This window comes from Paenibacillus sp. YIM B09110 (assembly GCF_037167145.1).
GTDB lineage: Bacteria > Bacillota > Bacilli > Paenibacillales > Paenibacillaceae > Pristimantibacillus.
The window spans coordinates 1-20,509 of record NZ_JBANSP010000030.1 but is presented as its reverse complement, the minus strand read 5'-3'; the positions used below and the strand labels follow the sequence as shown (position 1 = coordinate 20,509).

The following is a 20,509-nucleotide window of genomic DNA, read 5'->3' as shown; positions in this document are numbered from 1 at the left end:
CTACTTGAACATATTCCTCAGCACGAGCATCAGGTTGGCGGGTTTCTCGGCTAGGCGGCGCGTATAGTACGGATACCACATGACCCCATAGGGGACGTAGCAGCGTATGCGATAACCTTCCTTGGCGAGTAGAGCTTGCTTTCCCGAGCGGAGGCCATAAAGCATCTGGAATTCGAACCGGTCTTTGGCGATGCTATGCTCGCTTGCGTATTGCTTCACCCAGTCGATGATATGGTCATCATGCGAGGCGATGGCCGTGTAGACGCCTTCATCAAAATGAAGCTGAGCGAGCTTCTTGAGTTGGCTGCGAACGTCGTTCAGTTGCTGATAGGCGACGGATTCGTTTTCCTTGTACGCGCCCTTAACGAGGCGGAGATTGACGTTCTCGCGAATCATATCTGCCGCATCCTGCTCGGTTCGGAATAAGTAGGCTTGCAGCACGGTGCCGACATTCGTCAGTCCTTCCTTGTGCAGTCTCCGTACGATGTCGATCGTCGCTTGCGTATGGGGCGAATCCTCCATATCGATCCGGACAAAATTGCGATGATGCCTTGCCCGCTTCACAACATCGCGAATATTGGACAAGCAGGCGCCCTGATCTAGCGCAAGTCCCATCTGGGTCGGCTTCAGCGAGACGTTGGCGTCGACCTTGCGCTCCGCAATACCGTCGAGCAGCTTCACGTACTGATCCTTGTAGGCTGTTGCTTCGCTAAGCTGTTTAATGCCTTCGCCGAGATGGTCGAGCGTAACCATAATGCCAATCCGGTTCAGCGTCTCCGCTTCCTCCAGCGCTTCCGCAAGCGTGTCTCCGGCGATGAACTTGCCTGCCAGCTTGCGTCCATAACGTATGGACAGCTTCTCTACGGCGGGAATGCCGGCGACCGTCAGCAGCGACTTGCGATACCATTTTGCACCGATGCCCATCTATGCCGCTCCTTTCTTCGCAGGGGTAGGAGTGTCGTCTCGATCGTTATGCTACTAGTATATTCATCCATGCAAAAAGATCAGCCCCGTGAGGCTGATCTTTTTTTTTCTTCGGCGCGTTACGCTAGTCTCGTCAGAACAAGGTTGCGGAATGAATATGCTATGCCAGGCGGGTCCAAAGGCGACGTCGTGACCAGTCCGATCTCATCGCCGGCGTCTAGGGCGACCAGAGCTGTTACCGAACCGGTCGTGTTCTGAGCAACTATGAAGATGGTCGTATCCGGATCCAGGAAGTTCGCGCCATTCACCGTTCCTTCGAAGGTAACCCTGTCCGGACCGAGTTCCCCAGGAGTACCGACCGTTGCGGTAGCGAAAAATTGGTATACGCCGGCTGTGTCGACGATCAGTGTATCGCCGTCCGGACCGACAGTAATGCCAGATAGCGGGCCAAACGCGTCAAACGGAACGGCAGTCTGCGTTGAAGTAGAGCTTTCAGTCGAATTGGAGAAAAGCGATCCGTAGCCTAAAATCGTTGTTCCATCTGCGCCGGCTGTTCCCGTTGGTCCCGCAGGTCCGACCGGACCTTGCGCTCCGACGGCGCCCGCTGCTCCTACCGTACCGGTTGCTCCTGCAGGACCTTGCAATCCAGTGATTCCCTGATTGCCTCTGGGTCCTCGCGGGCCGCGAAGCTTGATGATTTTTTTGCACTTGCAGCGACGATTGTGCTTATGCCCGCAGTGAGCGCCTGATTTGTGTTTGGTCTCGCATCTAGCCCTCCGCTTGCAATGAAGTCTTCCGCTCATAGCTATCACTCCCAACTATCATATATGAATAGATACCCCATTATATGTAGCCGGGAATAATAGAAAACGGCGCTTTGCCATAGCAAAACGCCTTAATCTCATGTCTATTATTTGAAAAACAAAAAGTGCGTCGGAAGCCGGCGAAGCTGTCCGTCCGACGGATTGTTAATGATGCGGCCGTTAAATACGAGCGAGGAGGAGCCGCCTCCGTCGAGATTGTAGCCGTCAACGGCGCCGAACCGCTGAAGCAATAGCTGCAGCTCGCCAAGCGTTGCGCCGGAGCTGCCCGATTCATTGTAGCCGTCCACGACGAGGAACAGAAGCTGATTGTCCTTGTAGTTGGCCACGACAGTACGGGGAGCGCGCTTAGGGCTTGTCTGCCACTTCGTAGGAATCGTCGTCGGCGAGCCGTTCCGCAACAGAACGGGGACGAACGAAGCGCCGAACTTCGGTTTCTTCGCATCGAGCTGCCCTTGGTTCGTAAACTTACCGCCGATCAGCTCGTTCTGGTCATTCAGTCCGACGAAGAACAGATCGGCGTAGGTCGCTTCGAACCCGCCTGTATATTCGCCGTCTACGATGGTCGTGCTCAGCGGATAGCGTTTGCCGCCGCCGTCGGCGAATCCGCCTGCATTCACGCCGGCGATAGCCTTATGCCGATTGACGGCGGCAAGCGTCGTCTCGGATGAGCCGAGGCTGTCCTTGCCAAGCGCCATCGTCATCGCATCGTCCGACTTCAGTTGCACCTTCAGCGCATAGTACTTGAAGTTCTCCGCTTTCATGTAGAAGAGCTGAGCGCGGAGCTTGTCCGATTCGATCGTGGACGTGGGCTTGCCGAGCTTGCTCGTAATGTTGCGATCGTAAACGAGAAGCGGCTTCATCGCATTCGAAGCGGCAAGCGATGAGATTTTCGCCATTTCCGCATTCGTCTGGTTGTAGAGCTTCAGTTGCTTCTGAATCGACTGCCGCGTCTCGCCTGCAATCAGATGAGCGCTGTCCAGTCCGGCCGATGTTTCCTGCACCTTCGCAGAATCCAGCGGCTGCTGCTCGGTTATAGCTTCCGGGAAAGCAGCAGCAGACAGCGACACAACAATGTCGGACAAGAGCAGCCACAGCATGATGCCGAGGAAGGGCGCAACGGCGAGCAGGGCAGTCCGGTTAAATCTTTTTACGGTCAGGTTCGTAATCATTTGAGCACTTCCAAGCTTTTTTGCAGTTCGTTCAGCTGTTTCTTCACTTCATTCAGTTGCGTGTACAGCTTGTTGCTGTTATCCGTCTTCGAATCGGCGTTATCCTTCGTGAAGGTCAGAAGCTCGTTCAGAGCATCGACTTTTGCCCCTAGATCGGCAATGTCGGCTGTATAGTTGGTCTCCAGCTCTTTCATGCGCGCCTCGTACGTTTGCTGCATCGCCGTAATCTGGCTGGCGGTCTGCTGCTCTAGGCTCTCGCTAATATTTTGCTGGATACGGTCAGTGTACCACTTGGCCCCGTAAATACCGGAGGAAATTAGGACGAGCCATAAGCAGGCAAATAGGATCAATGCCCTGCCATTTCTCTTCTTGCGGCGGGTCATATCGGTACTGACGCCCGTTCTCGAATCCAAAGCGATATCGTTCATATGTATGCGTTCACCTCTCTTGTGTGTGGTTAGCGAAGAAGAATGGATGAACGCAACTGCAAAAAATAAGGTTAACCTCTCAAATAGATTAGACCGTATTTTAACCCGAATGGTTGCGGATGTCACCTTATTGTAACAAACCTTTAACGATTGCGGGCACTATCCGATGTGCCAATACGTGCCAAGAAGGAAAGAAAAAGCCATATGGAGGACAGCTTGGCTGCGGCGTAGTCCTAGACTCCGTAACTTTTGTCTTTCTGAAGTCGTCTAATCTTCGGACTGCGCAATTATTGAGAATGCCGACAGCGAGGAGAGAATTGTGATCAAAGACAACCAAAGACCGACTAAACCAAACGGACAGAAACCTATAATCAGCAAAGCTATTGCTTTATCAATCGCCATTTCTATTGCAACTGCCGGAGCGGGACATCCTGCAGAGGCGGCTGAACGCAAGCCAGCGCAAATTGTGTTTGTGCATGGCGAGAAGCAGGTAAGCGTGAACGGGACAGTAAAGCCGACCGCCGCACCGATGCCTGTAGTCAAAGGGGTAACCATGATTCCGATCCGCTTGATCGCATCGGCTATCGGAGCGAAGGTGTATAACGACAAGAGCGGCACTCATATCGATACATATGCCAACAAAGTTACGCTGAACGTCAACATGCGCGGCACAAAGCGCAATAACAGCTACAAGCTGATGGCTGCACCAGCCTTGAGCATTAATGGAACACTCCATGTTCCTATTTCGGCTGTCTCATTGCTTTGGACAGGCTCTTATACGTTTGATAAAAATAAAGCACAGCTCTCGATCGTCATCCAGCCTGATCCGAATGTGCCGCCGGTCGCAGATTTTCAATTGCCTATTGAGGTGAAACGCGGCGAGAGAGTGTTGTTGCAAGACTTGAGCTATGATCCCGATGGTAAGCTGGCGAAGGTAGAGTGGATAGACCGCAAAGAGGTTTATTTTGAAGCAGGAACCTATACGATTACGCAAAAGGTATACGACAACGACGGCGCTAGCAGCCATGTAACCCGACAGCTCAAAGTGACGGACGAGGTTATGTATACGCCATTCGAATACTACATGCGCTTCGGTACCCCGGGAGCGATGTTCGATGTAGATACAAGGCTGATGAATACGTATGAGGAAGCGGTTGTTACGGAGACGAGGGGTGGACGCACCCTTTATATGTCGAACGCGCCGGAACGTTTTTTTGATGAAGGGTTGCTTTACGAGGACGAGCTTGACGGGGCTGGGCGCTTATTCATCCATCACCGGAACGGATCCTCCGAACGATTGAAGCTTGCCGTCGTGGTCACGAACGAGCAGAGCGAAGCGGTTCAACTGACGATAGGCAATCGTGGACTTGCAGGACCAAGCCACAATGCGCTTCAGTTCGGTTTTGCAGCGGTCAAGAGGTACTTAACGGGAGCAGCGCCGCGCGTGCTGACGATCGAGCCGAATACTTCCGCAATTCTGCTTCCTGAGCTTGATAAAATCGCGCTAAACCAAAATAACGGCATTTCCGGCTTAATTGACGTCGATTCAGATGGGCCGCTGACTTATACGACGATGGCACTTAAGGAGAGTACTGATCCGCTGGACGTTGTCCACAACCTGCCGAGCCTCGAGAAGGTAGGCAATCGGGGAACGTTCGCCAATACGGACTTATCGCTGGTCGTGGGTGAACCGCTTGGGATAACGGCTAAGAAGCTTAGATTAGGACATCGAGGCACATCGATTACCGGAGTTGACGCTTTGACAGGTCAGGCAACGGTTGACGGGGGAGAATACGGTGCTGTTAATACGATCAAGCTGACCGATGTGGCATATGGTACGCGTATATTGTTTAACCCTCGGGCGGGTAATTTTCTAGGCGCGATTGAAGTGAACGGCGAAGTGATTTCGGTGCCGGCGGGCGGTTTCGCCGATCCGTCGAAAGGGGTTCTGCTCCATATCCAGCATCAGCCGGAAGGAGATGCAGCGCTGCTGCCGCCTCCGGAAGTGACGATTCGGTTCACCTCGCCGGGCGCAAGCTCGCTGCCCGTGCTGCTTGTTATTTTGCCGGGAAGCGCATTCGAATAACGGTATAATGGCTGCCTTTGTTGTATGGCCCTCTTGTCATGTATAATAGGAGAGAAAGGTTCGAAAGTTTACACGTCAATGGAGGGAGATCAACATGGATCAACCATTATCGCATAATAGCGGCGGGCGCCGCACGGAACAAGCAGCATTCGCAGGAGGGTGCTTCTGGTGTATGGTATCGCCTTTCGAGGAAATGCCGGGTATCGTCTCCGTCGTCTCCGGCTATACAGGCGGGCATAAGGAAAATCCGACGTATGAAGAGGTATGCTCCGATACGACTGGACATGCAGAAGCCGTTCTTATTACGTACGACCCTGACGTATTCCCCTATGAGAAGCTGCTAGACATCTTCTGGCATCAGATCGATCCTACGGATGCGGGCGGACAGTTCCATGACCGCGGCGATTCCTATCGGACGGGCATCTTCTATTATACGGAGGAGCAGCGCCAGCTGGCGGAAGCGTCGAAGCAGGAGCTTGCGGCAAGCGGACGATTCGATAAGCCGATTGTGACCGAGATCGAACCGGCAGGAAAGTTTTATGCGGCTGAGGATTATCATCAGGGCTATCATAAGACGAATCCGTTCCGTTACAAAATGTACCGTAAAGGCTCGGGACGCGACGCTTTCATCGCGAAGAACTGGAGCATGATCAAGGATCAAGCTGAGCTGAAGAATAAGCTTACCCCTATCCAATACGAAGTAACGCAAAACAGCGCTACGGAGCGCCCCTTCACGGGAGAATATTGGGATCATACCGAAGACGGTATCTATGTCGACATTGTATCGGGAGAGCCGTTATTCAGCTCGCGTGACAAATATGATGCCGGTTGTGGCTGGCCGAGCTTCACGAAGCCGCTGCAGGCTGCTTCCATTTCGGAGCACACCGATACAAGTCATTATATGGTGCGCGTAGAGGTGAGAAGCAAGGAAGCCGACTCTCATCTGGGCCATGTGTTCGACGACGGACCGCAACCGACGGGACTGCGCTATTGCATCAATTCGGCTTCGCTTCGATTCGTAGCGAAACAGGATTTGGAGAAGGAAGGCTACGGGGAATACCTCGTGTTGTTCAAAATATAGGAGTATATGATTTCACATTATACTGTCCCTATATTTCTCCGGAATGAAACGCGCTCACGCCGCCAGAGGACGGCGATAGCCGTTTCACCTTGACGAGTAAATCGAAGTATATTTAAAAGCTATCATAAGTTGGGGAGAGAGCATGATGTTATTGGAAGAGGCGATTCAAGGACGAAGATCGATCGGGAGAGTGAAGATGGATCCCGTTCCGCGTGAAGAAATCGAGAAGCTGCTGGATGCGGCAGTGTGGGCTCCAAGCCATTTTAATACGCAGCCATGGAAGTTCATTGTGATGTCAGGCGAGGGCAGATCGGCTTTGGGCAACGGATACGCCAAAGTTGCGGCGGCGCAGCTTCCTGATCTGAGCGGAGAGGAGCTGGAGGATCGTCTGGCGAAGGAGCGCACGAAAGCGTTCCGCTCCCCGGTCGTGATTGCGGCAGTATGCTCGCCATCAGATGATCCGCGTGCGGTATTGGCAGAGGAGATAGCCGCAGCGCATTGCGCGGTGCAGAATCTGCTGCTAGCCGCTCATGCGAACGGACTTGGCGCCGTATGGCGTTCGGGTGATCCGATGTACCATCCGGCAATGAAGGAAGCATTCAGCCTCTCCGAAGCTGAACAGCTGGTAGGGCTGCTATTCATCGGTTATCCCGATATGACCGCGCCTGCCGCGAAGCGTACGCCGGCTGCAGAGAAGACTGTTTGGTTGGAACAATAAAACATTAAGCATTAAAGGCTGTCCGAGTGTGTCTGGTTTATTCCAGATCACTTGGACAGCCTTTTTGATATTATTGGAGGCTATAATGGATATTTGCAGGATAGAGCGACCTTTTGTGATCGGCATATTGGCTATACTGGATTTTTGCAGCAACTTCTTTTTGGAATGGTTGAAATGAGGTTTCCTGAAGCAAAGTTAGAGCAAATATCCAACATAGCTCTGGTTAGGGCTCGTTCTCGGTTAAAGTTAATGCAGATATCCAACATAGCTTAAGGGTGGGTGGGTTATGCGTCGTCGGATCGGTATAGCGTTATTGAGGCGTTAAGCTTAAACTAGCTTCTTTATTGTGAAGTTCGCATCAAGCACATACCAATTCTGCGGGAACGAGACGCCGAGCACCCAATAACTGACGCCGCGCAAACGATAGCTTTTGACGATGTTGAACTTGGCTTGCACGCTGCGGGCATCCTCGAACCATACGGTGTGCTCCCGTCGCTGCTCGTCGAAGTAGTTGTAATGCGGTGATTGGCTCAGCGCGTCGTATTTGATCTCCGCGCCGTATTTGGCGGCACGACGCACCGCTTCCTGCGGGCTGACCGTAGGCGCCCATTTGCCCCCTTGCACGTAAGGGAGCGTCCAGTCATAGCCGTATAACGGCATGCCCATGACGATTTTGCCAGCCGGAATGACGGTGAGGGCGTAGTTCAGCACCTTCACGACTTCGTTCAGCGGCGCGACGGCGCGCGGCGGTCCGCCTGACCAGCCCCATTCATATGTCATCAGAATGACGAAGTCAACGATTCGCCCGTGAGCGGCATAATCATGCGCTTCATACAGCGTACCGGTCTGATCGGCGCTCAGCTTCGGGGCAAGGCAGCTTGAAACCAGATAACCGCTTGGATGCAGGCGGTCTACGAGCTTCTGCAGGAAGGCGTTGTAGAGGGCTCGGTCGGCAGGCGGTACGTACTCGAAGTCGACGTTGAGCGCGAGATAACCTTTGTTTTTCATAATGGCCAAAATGTCTGTAATCAGCCGTTCTTGTACAGATTGGTTGGACAAGGCGGCATGAGCGATCTCGGGGCTGAACGTGCCGTTCTCGAAGTTCGTAATAACCATCATCGGAGCGGCGCGGTGCGCGTAGCCTGCTTTGATAATAGCCGAGTCGTCGAGCGGGATCATCGAGCCGTCCAACTGCACGCGATAGCTGAACGGACTTAAGTAGGTTAAGTATTGGCCGATATCATTCACGATCTCGACGCCCGCTGCTCCGAACTTCTCGGTATAGGCATTCACCTCTGTAACCGGCTTCGTCGCTTGCGGAATCGTAATCACCTGTCCGGGGTAAATCAGCGCCGGATTTTTAATTGGATTCACAGCCATCAACTGCTGAAGCGAGAGACCGTACCGCTCTGCGATCGCCCATAGGCTCTCTCCAGCCAGCACTTTATGGCTGGTTACTTGCTGAGGGATAATGACCGATTGGCCGATGACGAGCGGTTCTTCTCCCCGCAGGCCGTTCGCGGCGAGTATGTCATTGAGAGGGACGTCGAATTTCTGCGACAACGCCCAAAGTGTATCCCCCCTTTGCACGACGTGAATATGCATGCCTGCCCAACCTCCTTATACGTTCTGTGGTTCATCCATGGAATGAAAATGCCGAAATAGACGCTACTAAACATCTATATTCAAGAAGAGCCGTCCCTAGTCTGCAAGTACGGCCGGCAACGTCTCAAATGAGGTTTGGCTCTGTTTTTCGCCTCATGCCAGCGGGCATAAGCCCTTTTTTTGGGCATACTGTTCTGATTTTCCGTACGATTTATTCAAAAAAACGAACCTTTATAAAACTTCCCCTCATAATGTTCGTATTTTATTGACAGTGTTAGGGCGATTAGATAAACTAGAGTAGGCTTAAGGCGAGCATACTGCCTTGAACGACATGATTCGACAAATATCAAGATTTGCGTTATATATTAAAGTAGAAGAAATAACGCTAACACTTAGTTAAGATACACTCGTATATTTTCGGGAGAAGGCCCGAATGTTTCTACCCGGAAACCTTATTTTCTGGACTACGAGCATGAAGTGAAGCGATGAACGAGAGCTGCGCACAGCCATTTGCCAAGCATAGGTTGCTCCTCTGACGGGGCAGCCTTCTGTTGTCTCCTAAGCGCTGGAAGCTGCCTAATCATCGAATCCTTTACTGAGCGGCAAGCGGCATACTTTTGTTGTCGCCGGCGCTCGCGCTCGCAGTCCGAGGCAGCCTGGATACGGTTGCTTGCGGGCTTTTTCTGTTTTTCCATACTCTATTGATGAAAGTAGGTTTGATCGCATGTCTGCGAAGGTAGGCGTAATCATGGGCAGCAAGTCGGATTGGGACACAATGAAATTAGCTTGTGACATTCTGGAGGAGCTTCAAATTCCGTATGAGAAAAAGGTTGTGTCGGCGCATCGTACACCGGATTTGATGTTCGAATATGCGGAATCGGCAGTAGAACGTGGGCTTAAGGTCATTATTGCCGGAGCCGGCGGAGCTGCACACTTGCCCGGCATGGTCGCTGCGAAGACGATTTTGCCGGTTATTGGCGTTCCGGTTAAATCCTCGAATCTAAGCGGACTTGATTCGTTGCTCTCTATTGTACAAATGCCGGGCGGCATTCCGGTTGCAACAGTAGCGATCGGCAATGCAGGCGGTACGAATGCAGGCTTGCTTGCCGCTCAAATGATCGGCGCATTCGATCCTGAAGTGCAAGCGCGCGTGGAAGCGCGCCGCGAGCGCGTGAAGCAGGAAGTGCTGGAAAGCAGTGAAACGCTATGAGCAGCGAAGCGGGCAATAAGTCGTCCGCATCCGCAGAGAATGTGAAGACGCTGCTTCCGGGCAGTACGATCGGCATTCTCGGCGGCGGCCAGCTTGGCCGAATGATGGCCAATGCAGGCAGCGCGATGGGCTATCGGTTCATTGCTCTTGATCCGACGCCGGATGCGCCATGCGGACAAGTATCGGAGCAAATCGTAGCGGCGTACGACGACCGCGCGGCAGCTCGCGAGCTTGCGAAGCGGTCGGATGTCATCACCTACGAGTTCGAGAACGTCGATGCCGATGTCGCGGCAATGCTGATGGCGGAATCGTACGTGCCGCAAGGCAGCAAGCTGCTCTACACGACGCAGCATCGGCTGCGCGAGAAGCAAGCGATCGAAGCGGCAGGCGTTCGCGTAGCGCCTTACAGCGAGATCCGCAGCGTGGACGAGCTTCACGAGGCGGTAGGACGTTTCGGTACGCCTTGCGTGCTGAAGACGGCGATGGGCGGCTACGACGGCAAAGGCCAATGGGTCATCCGCAACGAAGACGAGATCGCCGAAGCTTACGAGACGCTTTCGCGCGCGGGCGTACAGCTCGTGCTCGAGCAGTTCATTCGCTTCGACAAAGAATTATCAGTAATAGCGGCGAGAAGCCCGCAAGGTGAAATAAAAGCGTTCCCTGTTGCGGAAAATATTCACGTCGATAATATATTGCACTTATCTATCGTTCCGGCACGTATTAACGAGGACGTGCAGCGCGAAGCGGAACGACTGGCGATGCGCATTGCCGAAGGGCTTGGCGTCGTAGGGTTGATCGCGGTGGAGCTGTTCGTTACGGCGGATGGCGAGCTGTTCGTTAACGAGCTGGCGCCTAGGCCGCATAACAGCGGTCACTACACGATGGAAGCTTGCCGGACGTCGCAGTTCGAGCAGCATGTACGCGCGGTATGCAACTTGCCGCTCGGGGATACGGCGCTCATGAGCCCGGTCGTTATGGTTAACGTACTTGGGCAGCATGTAGAGCCGCTGCTTGCGCTTATGGCGCAACATGATGATTCGGCGGAACGCTTGAACGTCGCGCCGAAGGTGCATTTGTACGGGAAGAAGGAAGCGGTATTCAAGCGCAAGATGGGCCATGTGAACGTCCTTGCGCCAAGTACCGAAGCAGCGCTGGAATGGATTCAAGAAACGAATATTTGGAAGGTGTGAATGGTTTATGTTAGAGCGTTACAGCAGACCGGAAATGAGAGCGATTTGGACGGAAGAGAACAAGTTCAACGCTTGGCTCGAAGTTGAACTATGCGCATGCGAGGCTTGGTCCGAGCTTGGCGCGATTCCGAAGGAAGATGTCGTGGCGCTTCGCAAATCGGCGGCTTTCGATATTGACCGCATCTACGAAATCGAGTTAGACACTCGCCATGACGTTATCGCGTTCACACGCGCCGTGTCCGAGAAAGCAGGTCCTGAAGGCAAATGGGTTCATTACGGTCTTACTTCGACCGACGTTGTTGATACGGCGAACGGTTACCTGCTCCTTCAAGCGAATGCGATTTTGTTCAAAGATATCGAGCGTTTCATTGAAATTCTTCGCGACAAAGCGATCCAATATAAAGATACGCCTATGATGGGCCGTACGCATGGCGTTCATGCGCAGCCGACGACGTTCGGTCTGAAAGTAGCGCTCTGGTACGAGGAAATGAAACGTAACCTGGAGCGCTTCCAGCATGCGGCTAACGGCGTACAGTTCGGCAAAATGTCCGGAGCGGTAGGCACGTTCGCGGATATCGATCCGTTCGTGGAAGAGTTCGTCTGCAAGAAGCTTGGCATCACGGCAGCTCCTATCTCGACGCAAACGCTGCAGCGTGACCGTCACGCCGAATATATGGCGACGCTGGCGCTTATCGCGTCCTCGCTCGACAAGTTCGCTACGGAAATTCGCGCTTTGCAGAAGAGTGAATTCCGTGAGGTTGAAGAGCCTTTCGCGAAAGGTCAAAAAGGATCTTCGGCAATGCCGCATAAGCGCAACCCAATCGGCTGCGAGAACATCTCCGGTCTAGCGCGCGTTATTCGCGGACATATGTTGACGGCTTACGAGAACATTCCGCTCTGGCATGAACGCGACATCAGCCATTCGTCGGTTGAGCGCATCATTTTGCCGGACGCAACAATGCTGCTTAACTACATGTTGAACCGTCTTGGCAACATCATCAACAACCTGACGGTGTTCCCGGAAAACATGAAGCGCAACATGCATGCAACTTACGGCGTGCCGTTCTCCGGCCGCGTATTGACGAAGCTGATCGACAAAGGCTTCAGCCGCGAAAAAGCATACGACACGGTTCAACCGCGCGCGATGCAGGCTTGGGAAACGCAACGTCAGTTCCGCGATATCATCAGCGAGACGGAAGAGGTAACAAGCGTACTGTCGGCTGAAGAAATCGACGATTGCTTCAACCCGGCATGGCATCTCAAGCATGTCGACACGATCTTCTCACGTCTTGGATTAATCTAGAGAGGGGTAAGCCATCAATGACTGTTCAATCGCAAGCTCTATCCACGGCTGTTGATTACATTAAGGCTCCTCTTATATATAAAGGCAAGGTGCGGGAATTGTATGATCTCGGCGAGCATTTCCTGATCGTCGTGACAGACCGCATCTCGGCATTCGATTACGTGCTCGACCCGGCCGTACCGGACAAAGGCAATGTGCTGAACCGCCTATCGGCTTATTGGTTCGAGCAAACAGCCGACATTCAAGTAAACCATGTCGTGCATACGGACGTTGAGAAGCTTGGCGACCTCGTTACCGAGCCTGAACTGCTTCGCAATCGCATCATGGTTACCCGCAAAGCGGAGCGCATTGATATCGAATGCGTCGTTCGCGGCTATATCACGGGCGGCGGTTGGAGACAATACCAGCAAACGTCCGCGATCAACGGCATCGAGCTTCCTGCAGGTCTTCGCAAGAACGAGCGCTTCCCAGCGCCGATCTTCACGCCTGCGGCCAAGAACGACGTCGGCCACGACGAGGACATCCCGTTCGAAAAGATGGCTGAGATGGTTGGCGCTGAGCTCGCGGATGAGCTTCGCGACCGCAGCATCAAGCTGTATGAGTTCGCGCATGCGTATTGCGCGAAGCATGGCATCATTCTTGCCGATTGCAAATTCGAATTCGGACTTATCGACGGCAAAGTTATATTGATCGACGAAATCTTCACGCCGGACTCGTCCCGCTTCTGGGCCGAAGGCAACTATGCCTTCGACATCGAGATCGACAGCATGGACAAGGAGCCTGTACGCACTTATCTGCTCGGCTCCGACTGGGATCGCGACAGCAAGCCTGCTCCGCTTCCCGAATCCGTAGTAGCAGCGACGACCGCCCGCTACCGCGACATCTACCGCCGCCTCGTCGGCGTTGAACTATAAACGTTTGTTTGTCTGATGCGTGTATGGTGGGTTCAAGCGCCGCTTGGTTGGATTTCGTCCAGTCTAAAGTAAATTTTTCTTTTCTTTCTCGCTTTGACTGTAAAACATCCAATCAAAAGCGCCTGTTTCCCGGCTTTTACGCTTTTTGCTCTTATACCCCCGTTTTGGTTGGATGAAGTTCAGCCAAAACGGACGCAGCCAACGAAGTGCGGCTGCTCCAGCAAGCATGGCAGCGGTGCACCCCGCGGCCGTCTCAAAACAGAAACCAATCTCTTTCACAGCCAGCGCGCGCGTAAGCGCAAAGCGCGGCTGTCCAAGCTTCACCGACCACCCCGCAAAGGTTTAGTGATGAGCTAAGCGTGAGCGCGGAGAGCAGAGGTTGTTGTCGTAGAGCGACAGCGCTCGCGTCTAGCTATCGTAAATTTACACGTTAGAGTGTAATCAAAAATTTACGATTGCTAATGCGACGGAGACAATTACCTCTGCGTCCCGCGCGGCATCGGCTTAACACTCCTCACTCCCTATGCGGGAAAACTCACATTTCCAGGAGGCTATTATGAAGGCAACCGTCTATGTCACGATCAAAGAAAACGTTTTGGACCCGCAAGGAACAGCTGTACAAGGCGCGCTTCACTCGATGGGCTTCGCCGAAGTCGGCAAAGTGCGCATCGGTAAATACTTGGAGCTTGAGCTTGATACGAACGACCGCGCAGAAGCGGAAGCACGCATCAAAGTGATGTGCGAGAAGCTGCTTGCGAATACGGTTGTCGAAGATTACCGTTTTGAGCTGGAGGGATAAGACGATGAAGTTTGCAGTTATCGTATTTCCAGGCTCCAACTGCGATATCGACTGCTACAAAGCGGTTGAAGAAACGATCGGCCAGCCTGTCGACTACGTATGGCATACGGCTACCGACCTTTCCGCATATGACGGCATTCTAGTTCCTGGCGGTTTCTCCTACGGCGATTACCTGCGCTGCGGCGCTATCGCTCGTTTCGCTAACGTAATGAGCGAAGTGAAGAAAGCGGCTGACCAAGGCAAGTTTATCCTTGGCATTTGCAACGGATTCCAAATCTTGACCGAGGCTGGACTGCTTCCTGGCGCTTTGATCCGCAACAACGGACTGAAGTTCCGCTGCCACCAAACGCCGCTTGAAGTTGTTAACAACAATACGGCTTTCACCAACCAATACTCGCAAGGCGAGATTATCAATATTCCGATCGCTCACGGCGAAGGCAACTACTTCTGCGACGACGCGACGCTTGCTGAACTGAAAGCGAACAACCAAATCGTGTTCCGCTATGCAGGCGACACGAACCCGAACGGTTCGGTAGAGAACATCGCGGGCGTTAGCAACAAAGCTGGCAACGTAGTTGGCATGATGCCGCATCCAGAGCGCGCAGTTAACCAATTGCTCGGCTCGGAAGACGGCAAACGGATGTTTACATCGATTTTGAATGCATGGAGGGAACAACATGGCGCAGCAGTTAACGGCTAAAGAACCGACGGCGGAGCAAATTGCCGATCAGAAAATTTACAGCCAATTTGGCGTATCCGATTACGAATATGAGCTTATTTGCGGATTCCTTGGCCGTAAGCCCAACTACACGGAGATCGGCGTATTCAGCGTCATGTGGTCCGAGCACTGCTCGTACAAAAACTCCAAACCAATCTTGAAAAAATTCCCGATCACGGGTCCTCGCGTCCTGATGGGACCGGGCGAAGGCGCGGGCATCGTCGACATCGGCGACAACCAAGCGGTCGTGTTCAAGATCGAATCGCATAACCATCCATCTGCGGTTGAGCCTTTCCAAGGCGCGGCTACAGGCGTAGGCGGCATTATCCGCGATATTTTCTCGATGGGCGCACGTCCGGTTGCTCTATTGAACAGCCTTCGTTTCGGCAATCTTGAGAATGAGCGCGTTAAATATTTGTTCGAGCACGTCGTTAGCGGCATTGCCGGCTACGGCAACTGTATCGGTATTCCTACCGTTGCGGGCGAAGTGATGTTCGACGAGAGCTATGAGGGCAACCCGCTCGTTAACGCCATGTGCGTAGGTCTTATCGATCACGATAAAATCCAACGCGGTGTAGCAAAAGGGGTAGGCAACCCGGTATTCTACGTAGGTCCGGCAACGGGCCGCGACGGTATCCACGGTGCGACATTCGCATCCGTTGAGCTGTCCGAAGAATCCGAAGAGAAGCGTACGGCTGTACAAGTAGGCGATCCGTTCATGGAGAAGCTCGTTATGGAAGCAACGCTTGAGCTGATCGATTCCGGTATCGTACTTGGCATTCAAGATATGGGCGCAGCAGGCCTCACTTGCTCCAGCGCGGAGATGGCTTCGAAAGCAGGCAACGGCCTTGAGCTGTACTTGGACGAAGTTCCGCAACGCGAAACTGGCATGACGCCTTACGAAATGATGCTTTCCGAATCGCAAGAGCGCATGTTGTTCGTTGTTGAACCGCAGCATGAAGCGCAAGCGAAAGAAATTTTCGACCGTTGGGGCATTATTTGCGCCAAAGTCGGCAAAGTAACCGATGACGGACGTCTTCGTTTGTTCCACCAAGGCGAAGAAGTGGCTGATATGCCGGTTAAAGCACTCGTTGACGAGTGTCCGGTTTATGAGAAGCCATCTGCAGAGCCTGCTTACTATCGTGAGAATGCGAAAGTGGATACAGCTGCTTTTGCCGAAATCACGGACTTGAACGGCGCTTTGGAAAAAGTGCTTGCATCCCCTACGGTTGCTAGCAAAGAGTGGGTTTACAATCAATACGATTACATGGTTCGTACGTCGACGGCTGTTCAGCCGGGCTCCGACGCGGCTGTCGTGACGATTCCCGGCACGCGCAAGGCGCTTGCAATGACGACGGACTGCAACGGTCGTTATGTATATCTGGATCCTGAAGTTGGCGGACGTATCTCCGTTGCCGAAGCAGCGCGCAATATCGTTTGCTCCGGCGCAGAGCCGCTTGCGATTACGGACAACCTGAACTTCGGCAACCCAGAGAAGCCTGAAGTGTTCTGGCAGCTTGAGAAATCGGCAGACGGCATGTCCGAAGCTTGTGTCGTGCTCGATACGCCTGTAATCGGCGGTAACGTCAGCTTGTACAACGAGAATGCCAAAGGCGCGATCTACCCAACGCCGGTAATCGGCATGGTTGGTCTCGTACACGATATCGACCACATTACGACGCAAGGCTTCAAAGCCGATGGCGACGTAATCGTCTTGATCGGCGAGACGAAAGCAGAGTTCGGCGGCAGCGAGCTGCAATACGTGCTCCAAGGCGCACCTAGTGGACGTCCGCCGGAAATCGACCTCGCTACGGAGAAAAAAGTAATCGGTGCCGTTCTTGGCGCGATTCAAAATGGTCTAGTCGCTTCGGCGCATGACTTGTCCGAAGGCGGCATTGCGGTAGCTGCCGCAGAATCTTGCATCAGCGGCGGACTTGGCGCAGAGATCGCTCTCTCCACTGAGCTTCGCGCGGATCAATTGTTGTTCAGCGAATCGCAATCGCGTATTCTGCTCTCCGCTAAACCGGAAAATGCTGCGGCATTGACGGCTTACCTGAACGAGCAAGGCGTAATCAACGCTACTATCGGTACGGTTAAAGGCAGCAGCCTTTCCATCAACGTAAACGGCAAATCCGGCATCAACGCGCCGGTCAAACAACTGGAGAAGGTCTGGAAGGATGCGATTCCATGTCTGATGAAATAAGCAAGCATTTGCTTTGGACGGGAGATCATTATAACGAGGGTATCGGACGTGACGATATTTTCGACAAACTGCGTGAAGAGTGCGGCGTCTTCGGGGTATTCAATATCCCGGCGGCGTCAAGCCTCTCTTACTACGGCCTGCATGCGCTTCAGCATCGCGGCGAAGAAAGCGCGGGAATATGTACGGTCGATACGGCTAACGGCAATGCCTTCGCCTATCACCGCAACATGGGACTTGTGAAGGAAGTGTTCGGCAAGGACGAGCTTGACCATCTGAAGGGCGACCGTGCGATTGGCCACGTTCGTTATTCGACCGCAGGAGAGAGCAAGCTGGCGAATGCACAGCCGCTTATCTTCCGCTATCGCGACGGTGACCTAGCTGTTGCAACGAACGGCAACATCGTCAATGCGCCGGAAATCCGCAAGGAGCTTGAGATGTCCGGTTCGATCTTCCAAACGTCGAGCGACACGGAAGTTATCGCGCATCTGATCGCTCGTTCTCCGAAGGATTTCGAGACGGCGGCGAAAGAAGCGTTGCAGCGTATTGTCGGCGGATTCGCCTTCCTGATCATGACGAATGAGAAGCTGCTCGTCGCTTCCGATCCGAACGGACTTCGTCCGCTCGTGATGGGACGTATCGGCGACGGATTCGTATTCTCGTCGGAATCATGCGCGTTCGAGTCGATCGGCGCGGAATATGTTCGCGATGTGCAGCCGGGCGAGTTGCTGATTTTCGACGCTGACGGTATGCGTGAAGACCGTTATGCCGAAGTGGAGCGCCGTGCGACTTGCGCGATGGAATATATTTATTTTGCCCGCCCGGACAGCGATATTAACGGAATCAACATCCACTCGGCGCGCAAACGGATGGGACGCCAGCTTGCACAGGAATCATTCGTAGACGCGGATATTGTAACGGGCGTGCCCGATTCCAGTATTTCCGCGGCGATCGGTTATGCCGAGCAAACGGGTATTCCTTATGAGCTTGGGCTTATCAAAAACAAATATACAGGCAGGACGTTTATCCAACCTTCCCAAGAGCTGCGCGAAAAAGGCGTGAAAATGAAGCTTTCCGCCGTTCGCAAAGTCGTGGAAGGAAAACGCGTCGTCATGATCGACGATTCGATCGTGCGCGGCACGACCTCGCTTCGTATCGTGAACCTGCTTCGTGAAGCAGGCGCGACCGAAGTGCATGTGCGGATTACGTCACCGCCTTTCAAAAACCCTTGCTACTACGGCATCGATACCCCTGACCGCAAGGAGCTGATCGCTTCGTACCGGACAGTGGAAGAAATTCGCAAGCAGATCAACGCGGACTCGTTATCTTTCCTAAGCAATGATGGATTCGTTGATTCGGTCGGTGGCAATGACGGAGCGTATAACCGCGGCATGTGCCTGGCTTGCTTCGACAATGACTACCCGACGCCGGTGAATGAAGAATCGGACAAAAGCTGCAGCTGCTAGAACGAGGCAGAGTGGGGCAGAAATAAAGTATGCATTACATTTTAAGGAGTTGACCGAAAGTGTCAGAAGCGTACAAAAAGGCCGGCGTCGATATAGCGGCGGGCAACGAAGCGGTTGAACGGATGAAAAAGCACGTTAAGCGCACTTACCGTCCAGAGGTTATGGCGGAGCTTGGCGGCTTCGGGGGCTTGTTCGGCCTGAACAAGGACAAGTACGAGGAGCCTGTCCTCGTATCCGGAACGGATGGCGTCGGCACGAAGCTGAAGCTTGCTTTTGCAATGGACAAGCATGACACGATCGGCATCGATGCGGTAGCGATGTGCGTGAACGATATTATCGTACAAGGCGCTGAACCCCTGTTTTTCCTCGATTACTTGGCTTGCGACAAAGTCGTGCCTGAGAAGATCGAAGCGATCGTTGCCGGTATTGCTGAGGGCTGCGTGCAAGCGGGCTGCTCGCTAATCGGCGGCGAAACGGCAGAGATGCCGGGTATGTACTCCGAAGGTGAATACGACATCGCCGGCTTCACGGTCGGTATTGTAGATAAGAAAAAAATGATCGACGGATCGACCATTTCTGCAGGCGACGCGGTTATCGGCTTTGCATCGAGCGGCATTCACAGCAATGGCTTCTCGCTCGTTCGCCGTTTGCTGCTTGAAGAGGCTGGTTATTCGCTGGAGCAAACTTTGGACGAGCTCGGCGGCGCGCGTCTTGGTGACGTTCTGATCGAGCCAACGCGCATCTACGTGAAATCGGCGCTTAAGCTGATCGAGCAAGTGGACGTGAAGGGTATGGCGCACATTACGGGCGGCGGCTTCATCGAGAATATTCCGCGCGTATTGCCGGAAGGCGTTAACGTTGATATCGCATACGGCTCGTGGCCGATTCTGCCAATCTTCGAATTGATGCAGGAGAAGGGCAACATTACGAACCGCGATATGTTCACGACGTTCAACATGGGCGTAGGTTTGATCGTAGTTGTACCGGCTGATCAAGCGGAGACTGCGCTGCGCGTTGCGGCGGAGCTTGGCGAGGAGGCTTACCGTATCGGAACGGTTACGGAAGGAAGCCGCATCGTAACGTTTACGGGAGCGGAAGTATAATGGCATCGCTTCGCATCGCCGTCTTCGCTTCGGGACAAGGCTCGAATTTCCAAGCGATTGCGGATGCGGTGCAGGAGGGGAAGCTCGATGTAACCATCGAGCTTCTTGTTTGTGACAAGCCTGCCGCTCCCGTTGTGGAGCGCGCACGGAAGGCGGGCGTGGACACGTTCCTGTTCACGCCGAAGGAGTACCCGTCTCGCGAAGCATACGAGACGGAAATTATCGCCGAGCTGCAGCGCCGCGGCGTTGAGTTGATCGTGCTGGCCGGCTATATGCGGATCATCACATCGGTGCTGGTTGATCCGTTTTATGGCCGGATGATTAATATCCATCCGGCGCTGCTGCCGGCTTTCCCAGGCGTGAATGGCATCGGCCAAGCGTTGGAATACGGCGTCAAGCTGACCGGCGTCACCGTCCACTACGTGGACGGCGGCATGGACAGCGGGCCGATCATCGCGCAGGCCGCTGTGGAAGTGGCGGACGGCGACACGGAAGCGTCGCTCGCCCCGCGCATTCATGCAGCAGAGCAAGCGCTGCTGCCGAGCGTCATCCAGCTCATCGCGGAGAACCGCGTTACGCTGGATGGCAGGCATGTCTCGATCCGCCGCGGGTAAGCGGCGGCGGTGCTGGGGATGCACCAGTGCTGGCTGACGAATAGAGCTAGAAAGTAGCTCTGTTTCGTGGTGGGAGCGGCGAAACTGAGCTCAAACGGCGTTGGTGCTGGCGAATAGAGCTAGAAAGTAGCTCTATTCCACAAACTAAGGTTAGTTT

Annotated in this window: 20 protein-coding genes and 1 riboswitch; of the genes, 13 read left to right on the top strand and 7 right to left on the bottom strand. The window is 53.6% G+C overall.

Going from position 1 to position 20,509, the window contains the following annotated elements; translation table 11 throughout:
* The 4 genes from V8F51_RS27350 to V8F51_RS27335 all read right to left on the bottom strand — a co-directional run bounded on the left by V8F51_RS27350 (nucleotide 1) and on the right by V8F51_RS27335 (nucleotide 3,345).
* Nucleotides 1-924: a proline dehydrogenase family protein gene (locus tag V8F51_RS27350; protein WP_337103674.1), complete on the bottom strand. Its 924-nt coding sequence runs from the start codon at nucleotides 922-924 to the stop codon at nucleotides 1-3.
* Between the two features lie 119 nt (nucleotides 925-1,043).
* Nucleotides 1,044-1,727 carry a hypothetical protein gene (locus V8F51_RS27345; RefSeq protein ID WP_337103673.1) on the bottom strand — a complete coding sequence of 228 codons (684 nt, stop codon included), beginning with the start codon at nucleotides 1,725-1,727 and terminating at the stop codon, nucleotides 1,044-1,046.
* A 107-nt stretch (nucleotides 1,728-1,834) separates the two neighbouring features.
* The gene (locus V8F51_RS27340; protein ID WP_337103672.1) at nucleotides 1,835-2,917 is read right to left on the bottom strand and encodes a phosphodiester glycosidase family protein; all 1,083 of its coding nucleotides are present in this window, start codon (nucleotides 2,915-2,917) and stop codon (nucleotides 1,835-1,837) included.
* A complete protein-coding gene (locus V8F51_RS27335; RefSeq protein WP_337103671.1) occupies nucleotides 2,914-3,345 on the bottom strand; it encodes a hypothetical protein in 432 nt (143 codons plus the stop codon). The genes V8F51_RS27340 and V8F51_RS27335 overlap by 4 nt, the downstream gene beginning before the upstream one ends.
* A 319-nt stretch (nucleotides 3,346-3,664) precedes the next feature.
* On the opposite strand from V8F51_RS27335, the gene V8F51_RS27330 reads away from it, so the two are divergent.
* The 3 genes from V8F51_RS27330 to V8F51_RS27320 all read left to right on the top strand — a co-directional run bounded on the left by V8F51_RS27330 (nucleotide 3,665) and on the right by V8F51_RS27320 (nucleotide 7,230).
* Entirely contained in the window at nucleotides 3,665-5,431 is a 1,767-nt protein-coding gene (locus V8F51_RS27330) for a stalk domain-containing protein (RefSeq protein WP_337103670.1), read from the top strand.
* A gap of 94 nt (nucleotides 5,432-5,525) precedes the next feature.
* Nucleotides 5,526-6,512 (top strand): peptide-methionine (S)-S-oxide reductase MsrA, encoded by a 987-nt coding sequence (msrA, locus tag V8F51_RS27325; protein WP_337103669.1) that lies wholly within the window; start codon nucleotides 5,526-5,528, stop codon nucleotides 6,510-6,512.
* A 145-nt stretch (nucleotides 6,513-6,657) separates the two neighbouring features.
* Nucleotides 6,658-7,230, top strand: coding sequence for a nitroreductase family protein (locus V8F51_RS27320; protein ID WP_337103668.1), 573 nt, complete (start codon nucleotides 6,658-6,660; stop codon nucleotides 7,228-7,230).
* A gap of 327 nt (nucleotides 7,231-7,557) precedes the next feature.
* Here the strand turns inward: V8F51_RS27320 and V8F51_RS27315 are convergent, their stop codons facing one another.
* Nucleotides 7,558-8,835 carry a LysM peptidoglycan-binding domain-containing protein gene (locus V8F51_RS27315; protein WP_337103667.1) on the bottom strand — a complete coding sequence of 426 codons (1,278 nt, stop codon included), beginning with the start codon at nucleotides 8,833-8,835 and terminating at the stop codon, nucleotides 7,558-7,560.
* Nucleotides 8,836-9,222: 387 nt separating this feature from the next.
* Nucleotides 9,223-9,322, top strand: a riboswitch (purine riboswitch).
* The gene (locus V8F51_RS27310) at nucleotides 9,300-9,530 is read right to left on the bottom strand and encodes a hypothetical protein (RefSeq protein WP_337103666.1); all 231 of its coding nucleotides are present in this window, start codon (nucleotides 9,528-9,530) and stop codon (nucleotides 9,300-9,302) included. It overlaps the preceding riboswitch by 23 nt.
* Before the next feature lie 29 nt (nucleotides 9,531-9,559).
* Here V8F51_RS27310 and purE point away from each other — a divergent pair, with 29 nt between their 5' ends.
* Genes purE through V8F51_RS27290 form a run of 4 tightly spaced genes read left to right on the top strand, consistent with a single transcriptional unit; the run spans nucleotide 9,560 to nucleotide 13,452 of the window.
* Entirely contained in the window at nucleotides 9,560-10,045 is a 486-nt protein-coding gene (gene purE, locus V8F51_RS27305) for a 5-(carboxyamino)imidazole ribonucleotide mutase (RefSeq protein WP_337103665.1), read from the top strand.
* The gene (gene purK / locus V8F51_RS27300; RefSeq protein ID WP_337103664.1) at nucleotides 10,042-11,235 is read left to right on the top strand and encodes a 5-(carboxyamino)imidazole ribonucleotide synthase; all 1,194 of its coding nucleotides are present in this window, start codon (nucleotides 10,042-10,044) and stop codon (nucleotides 11,233-11,235) included. Before purE ends, purK begins: the two co-directional genes overlap by 4 nt.
* Before the next feature lie 7 nt (nucleotides 11,236-11,242).
* Entirely contained in the window at nucleotides 11,243-12,538 is a 1,296-nt protein-coding gene (gene purB, locus V8F51_RS27295) for an adenylosuccinate lyase (protein WP_337103663.1), read from the top strand.
* A 17-nt stretch (nucleotides 12,539-12,555) separates the two neighbouring features.
* Nucleotides 12,556-13,452, top strand: a complete 897-nt coding sequence (locus V8F51_RS27290) for a phosphoribosylaminoimidazolesuccinocarboxamide synthase (RefSeq protein WP_337103662.1) — start codon at nucleotides 12,556-12,558, stop codon at nucleotides 13,450-13,452.
* Nucleotides 13,453-13,515: 63 nt separating this feature from the next.
* Here V8F51_RS27290 and V8F51_RS27285 read toward each other — a convergent pair whose 3' ends face one another.
* Complete coding sequence (locus tag V8F51_RS27285; RefSeq protein WP_337103661.1) at nucleotides 13,516-13,776, bottom strand: hypothetical protein; 261 nt, start codon at nucleotides 13,774-13,776, stop codon at nucleotides 13,516-13,518.
* A 229-nt stretch (nucleotides 13,777-14,005) separates the two neighbouring features.
* Here V8F51_RS27285 and purS point away from each other — a divergent pair, with 229 nt between their 5' ends.
* From purS to purN, 6 genes are read left to right on the top strand one after another with little or no spacing between them, the layout of a single operon-like run.
* A complete protein-coding gene (gene purS, locus V8F51_RS27280) occupies nucleotides 14,006-14,251 on the top strand; it encodes a phosphoribosylformylglycinamidine synthase subunit PurS (RefSeq protein ID WP_307476050.1) in 246 nt (81 codons plus the stop codon).
* Between the two features lie 4 nt (nucleotides 14,252-14,255).
* A complete protein-coding gene (gene purQ / locus V8F51_RS27275) occupies nucleotides 14,256-14,951 on the top strand; it encodes a phosphoribosylformylglycinamidine synthase subunit PurQ (RefSeq protein WP_337103660.1) in 696 nt (231 codons plus the stop codon).
* Entirely contained in the window at nucleotides 14,929-17,172 is a 2,244-nt protein-coding gene (purL, locus tag V8F51_RS27270) for a phosphoribosylformylglycinamidine synthase subunit PurL (protein WP_337103659.1), read from the top strand. Before purQ ends, purL begins: the two co-directional genes overlap by 23 nt.
* Nucleotides 17,157-18,635 carry an amidophosphoribosyltransferase gene (gene purF, locus V8F51_RS27265; protein WP_337103658.1) on the top strand — a complete coding sequence of 493 codons (1,479 nt, stop codon included), beginning with the start codon at nucleotides 17,157-17,159 and terminating at the stop codon, nucleotides 18,633-18,635. The genes purL and purF overlap by 16 nt, the downstream gene beginning before the upstream one ends.
* Nucleotides 18,636-18,694: 59 nt before the next feature.
* The gene (gene purM, locus V8F51_RS27260; RefSeq protein WP_337103657.1) at nucleotides 18,695-19,738 is read left to right on the top strand and encodes a phosphoribosylformylglycinamidine cyclo-ligase; all 1,044 of its coding nucleotides are present in this window, start codon (nucleotides 18,695-18,697) and stop codon (nucleotides 19,736-19,738) included.
* Nucleotides 19,738-20,352 (top strand): phosphoribosylglycinamide formyltransferase, encoded by a 615-nt coding sequence (gene purN, locus V8F51_RS27255; protein ID WP_337103656.1) that lies wholly within the window; start codon nucleotides 19,738-19,740, stop codon nucleotides 20,350-20,352. Before purM ends, purN begins: the two co-directional genes overlap by 1 nt.
* Nucleotides 20,353-20,509: the final 157 nt, after the last annotated feature.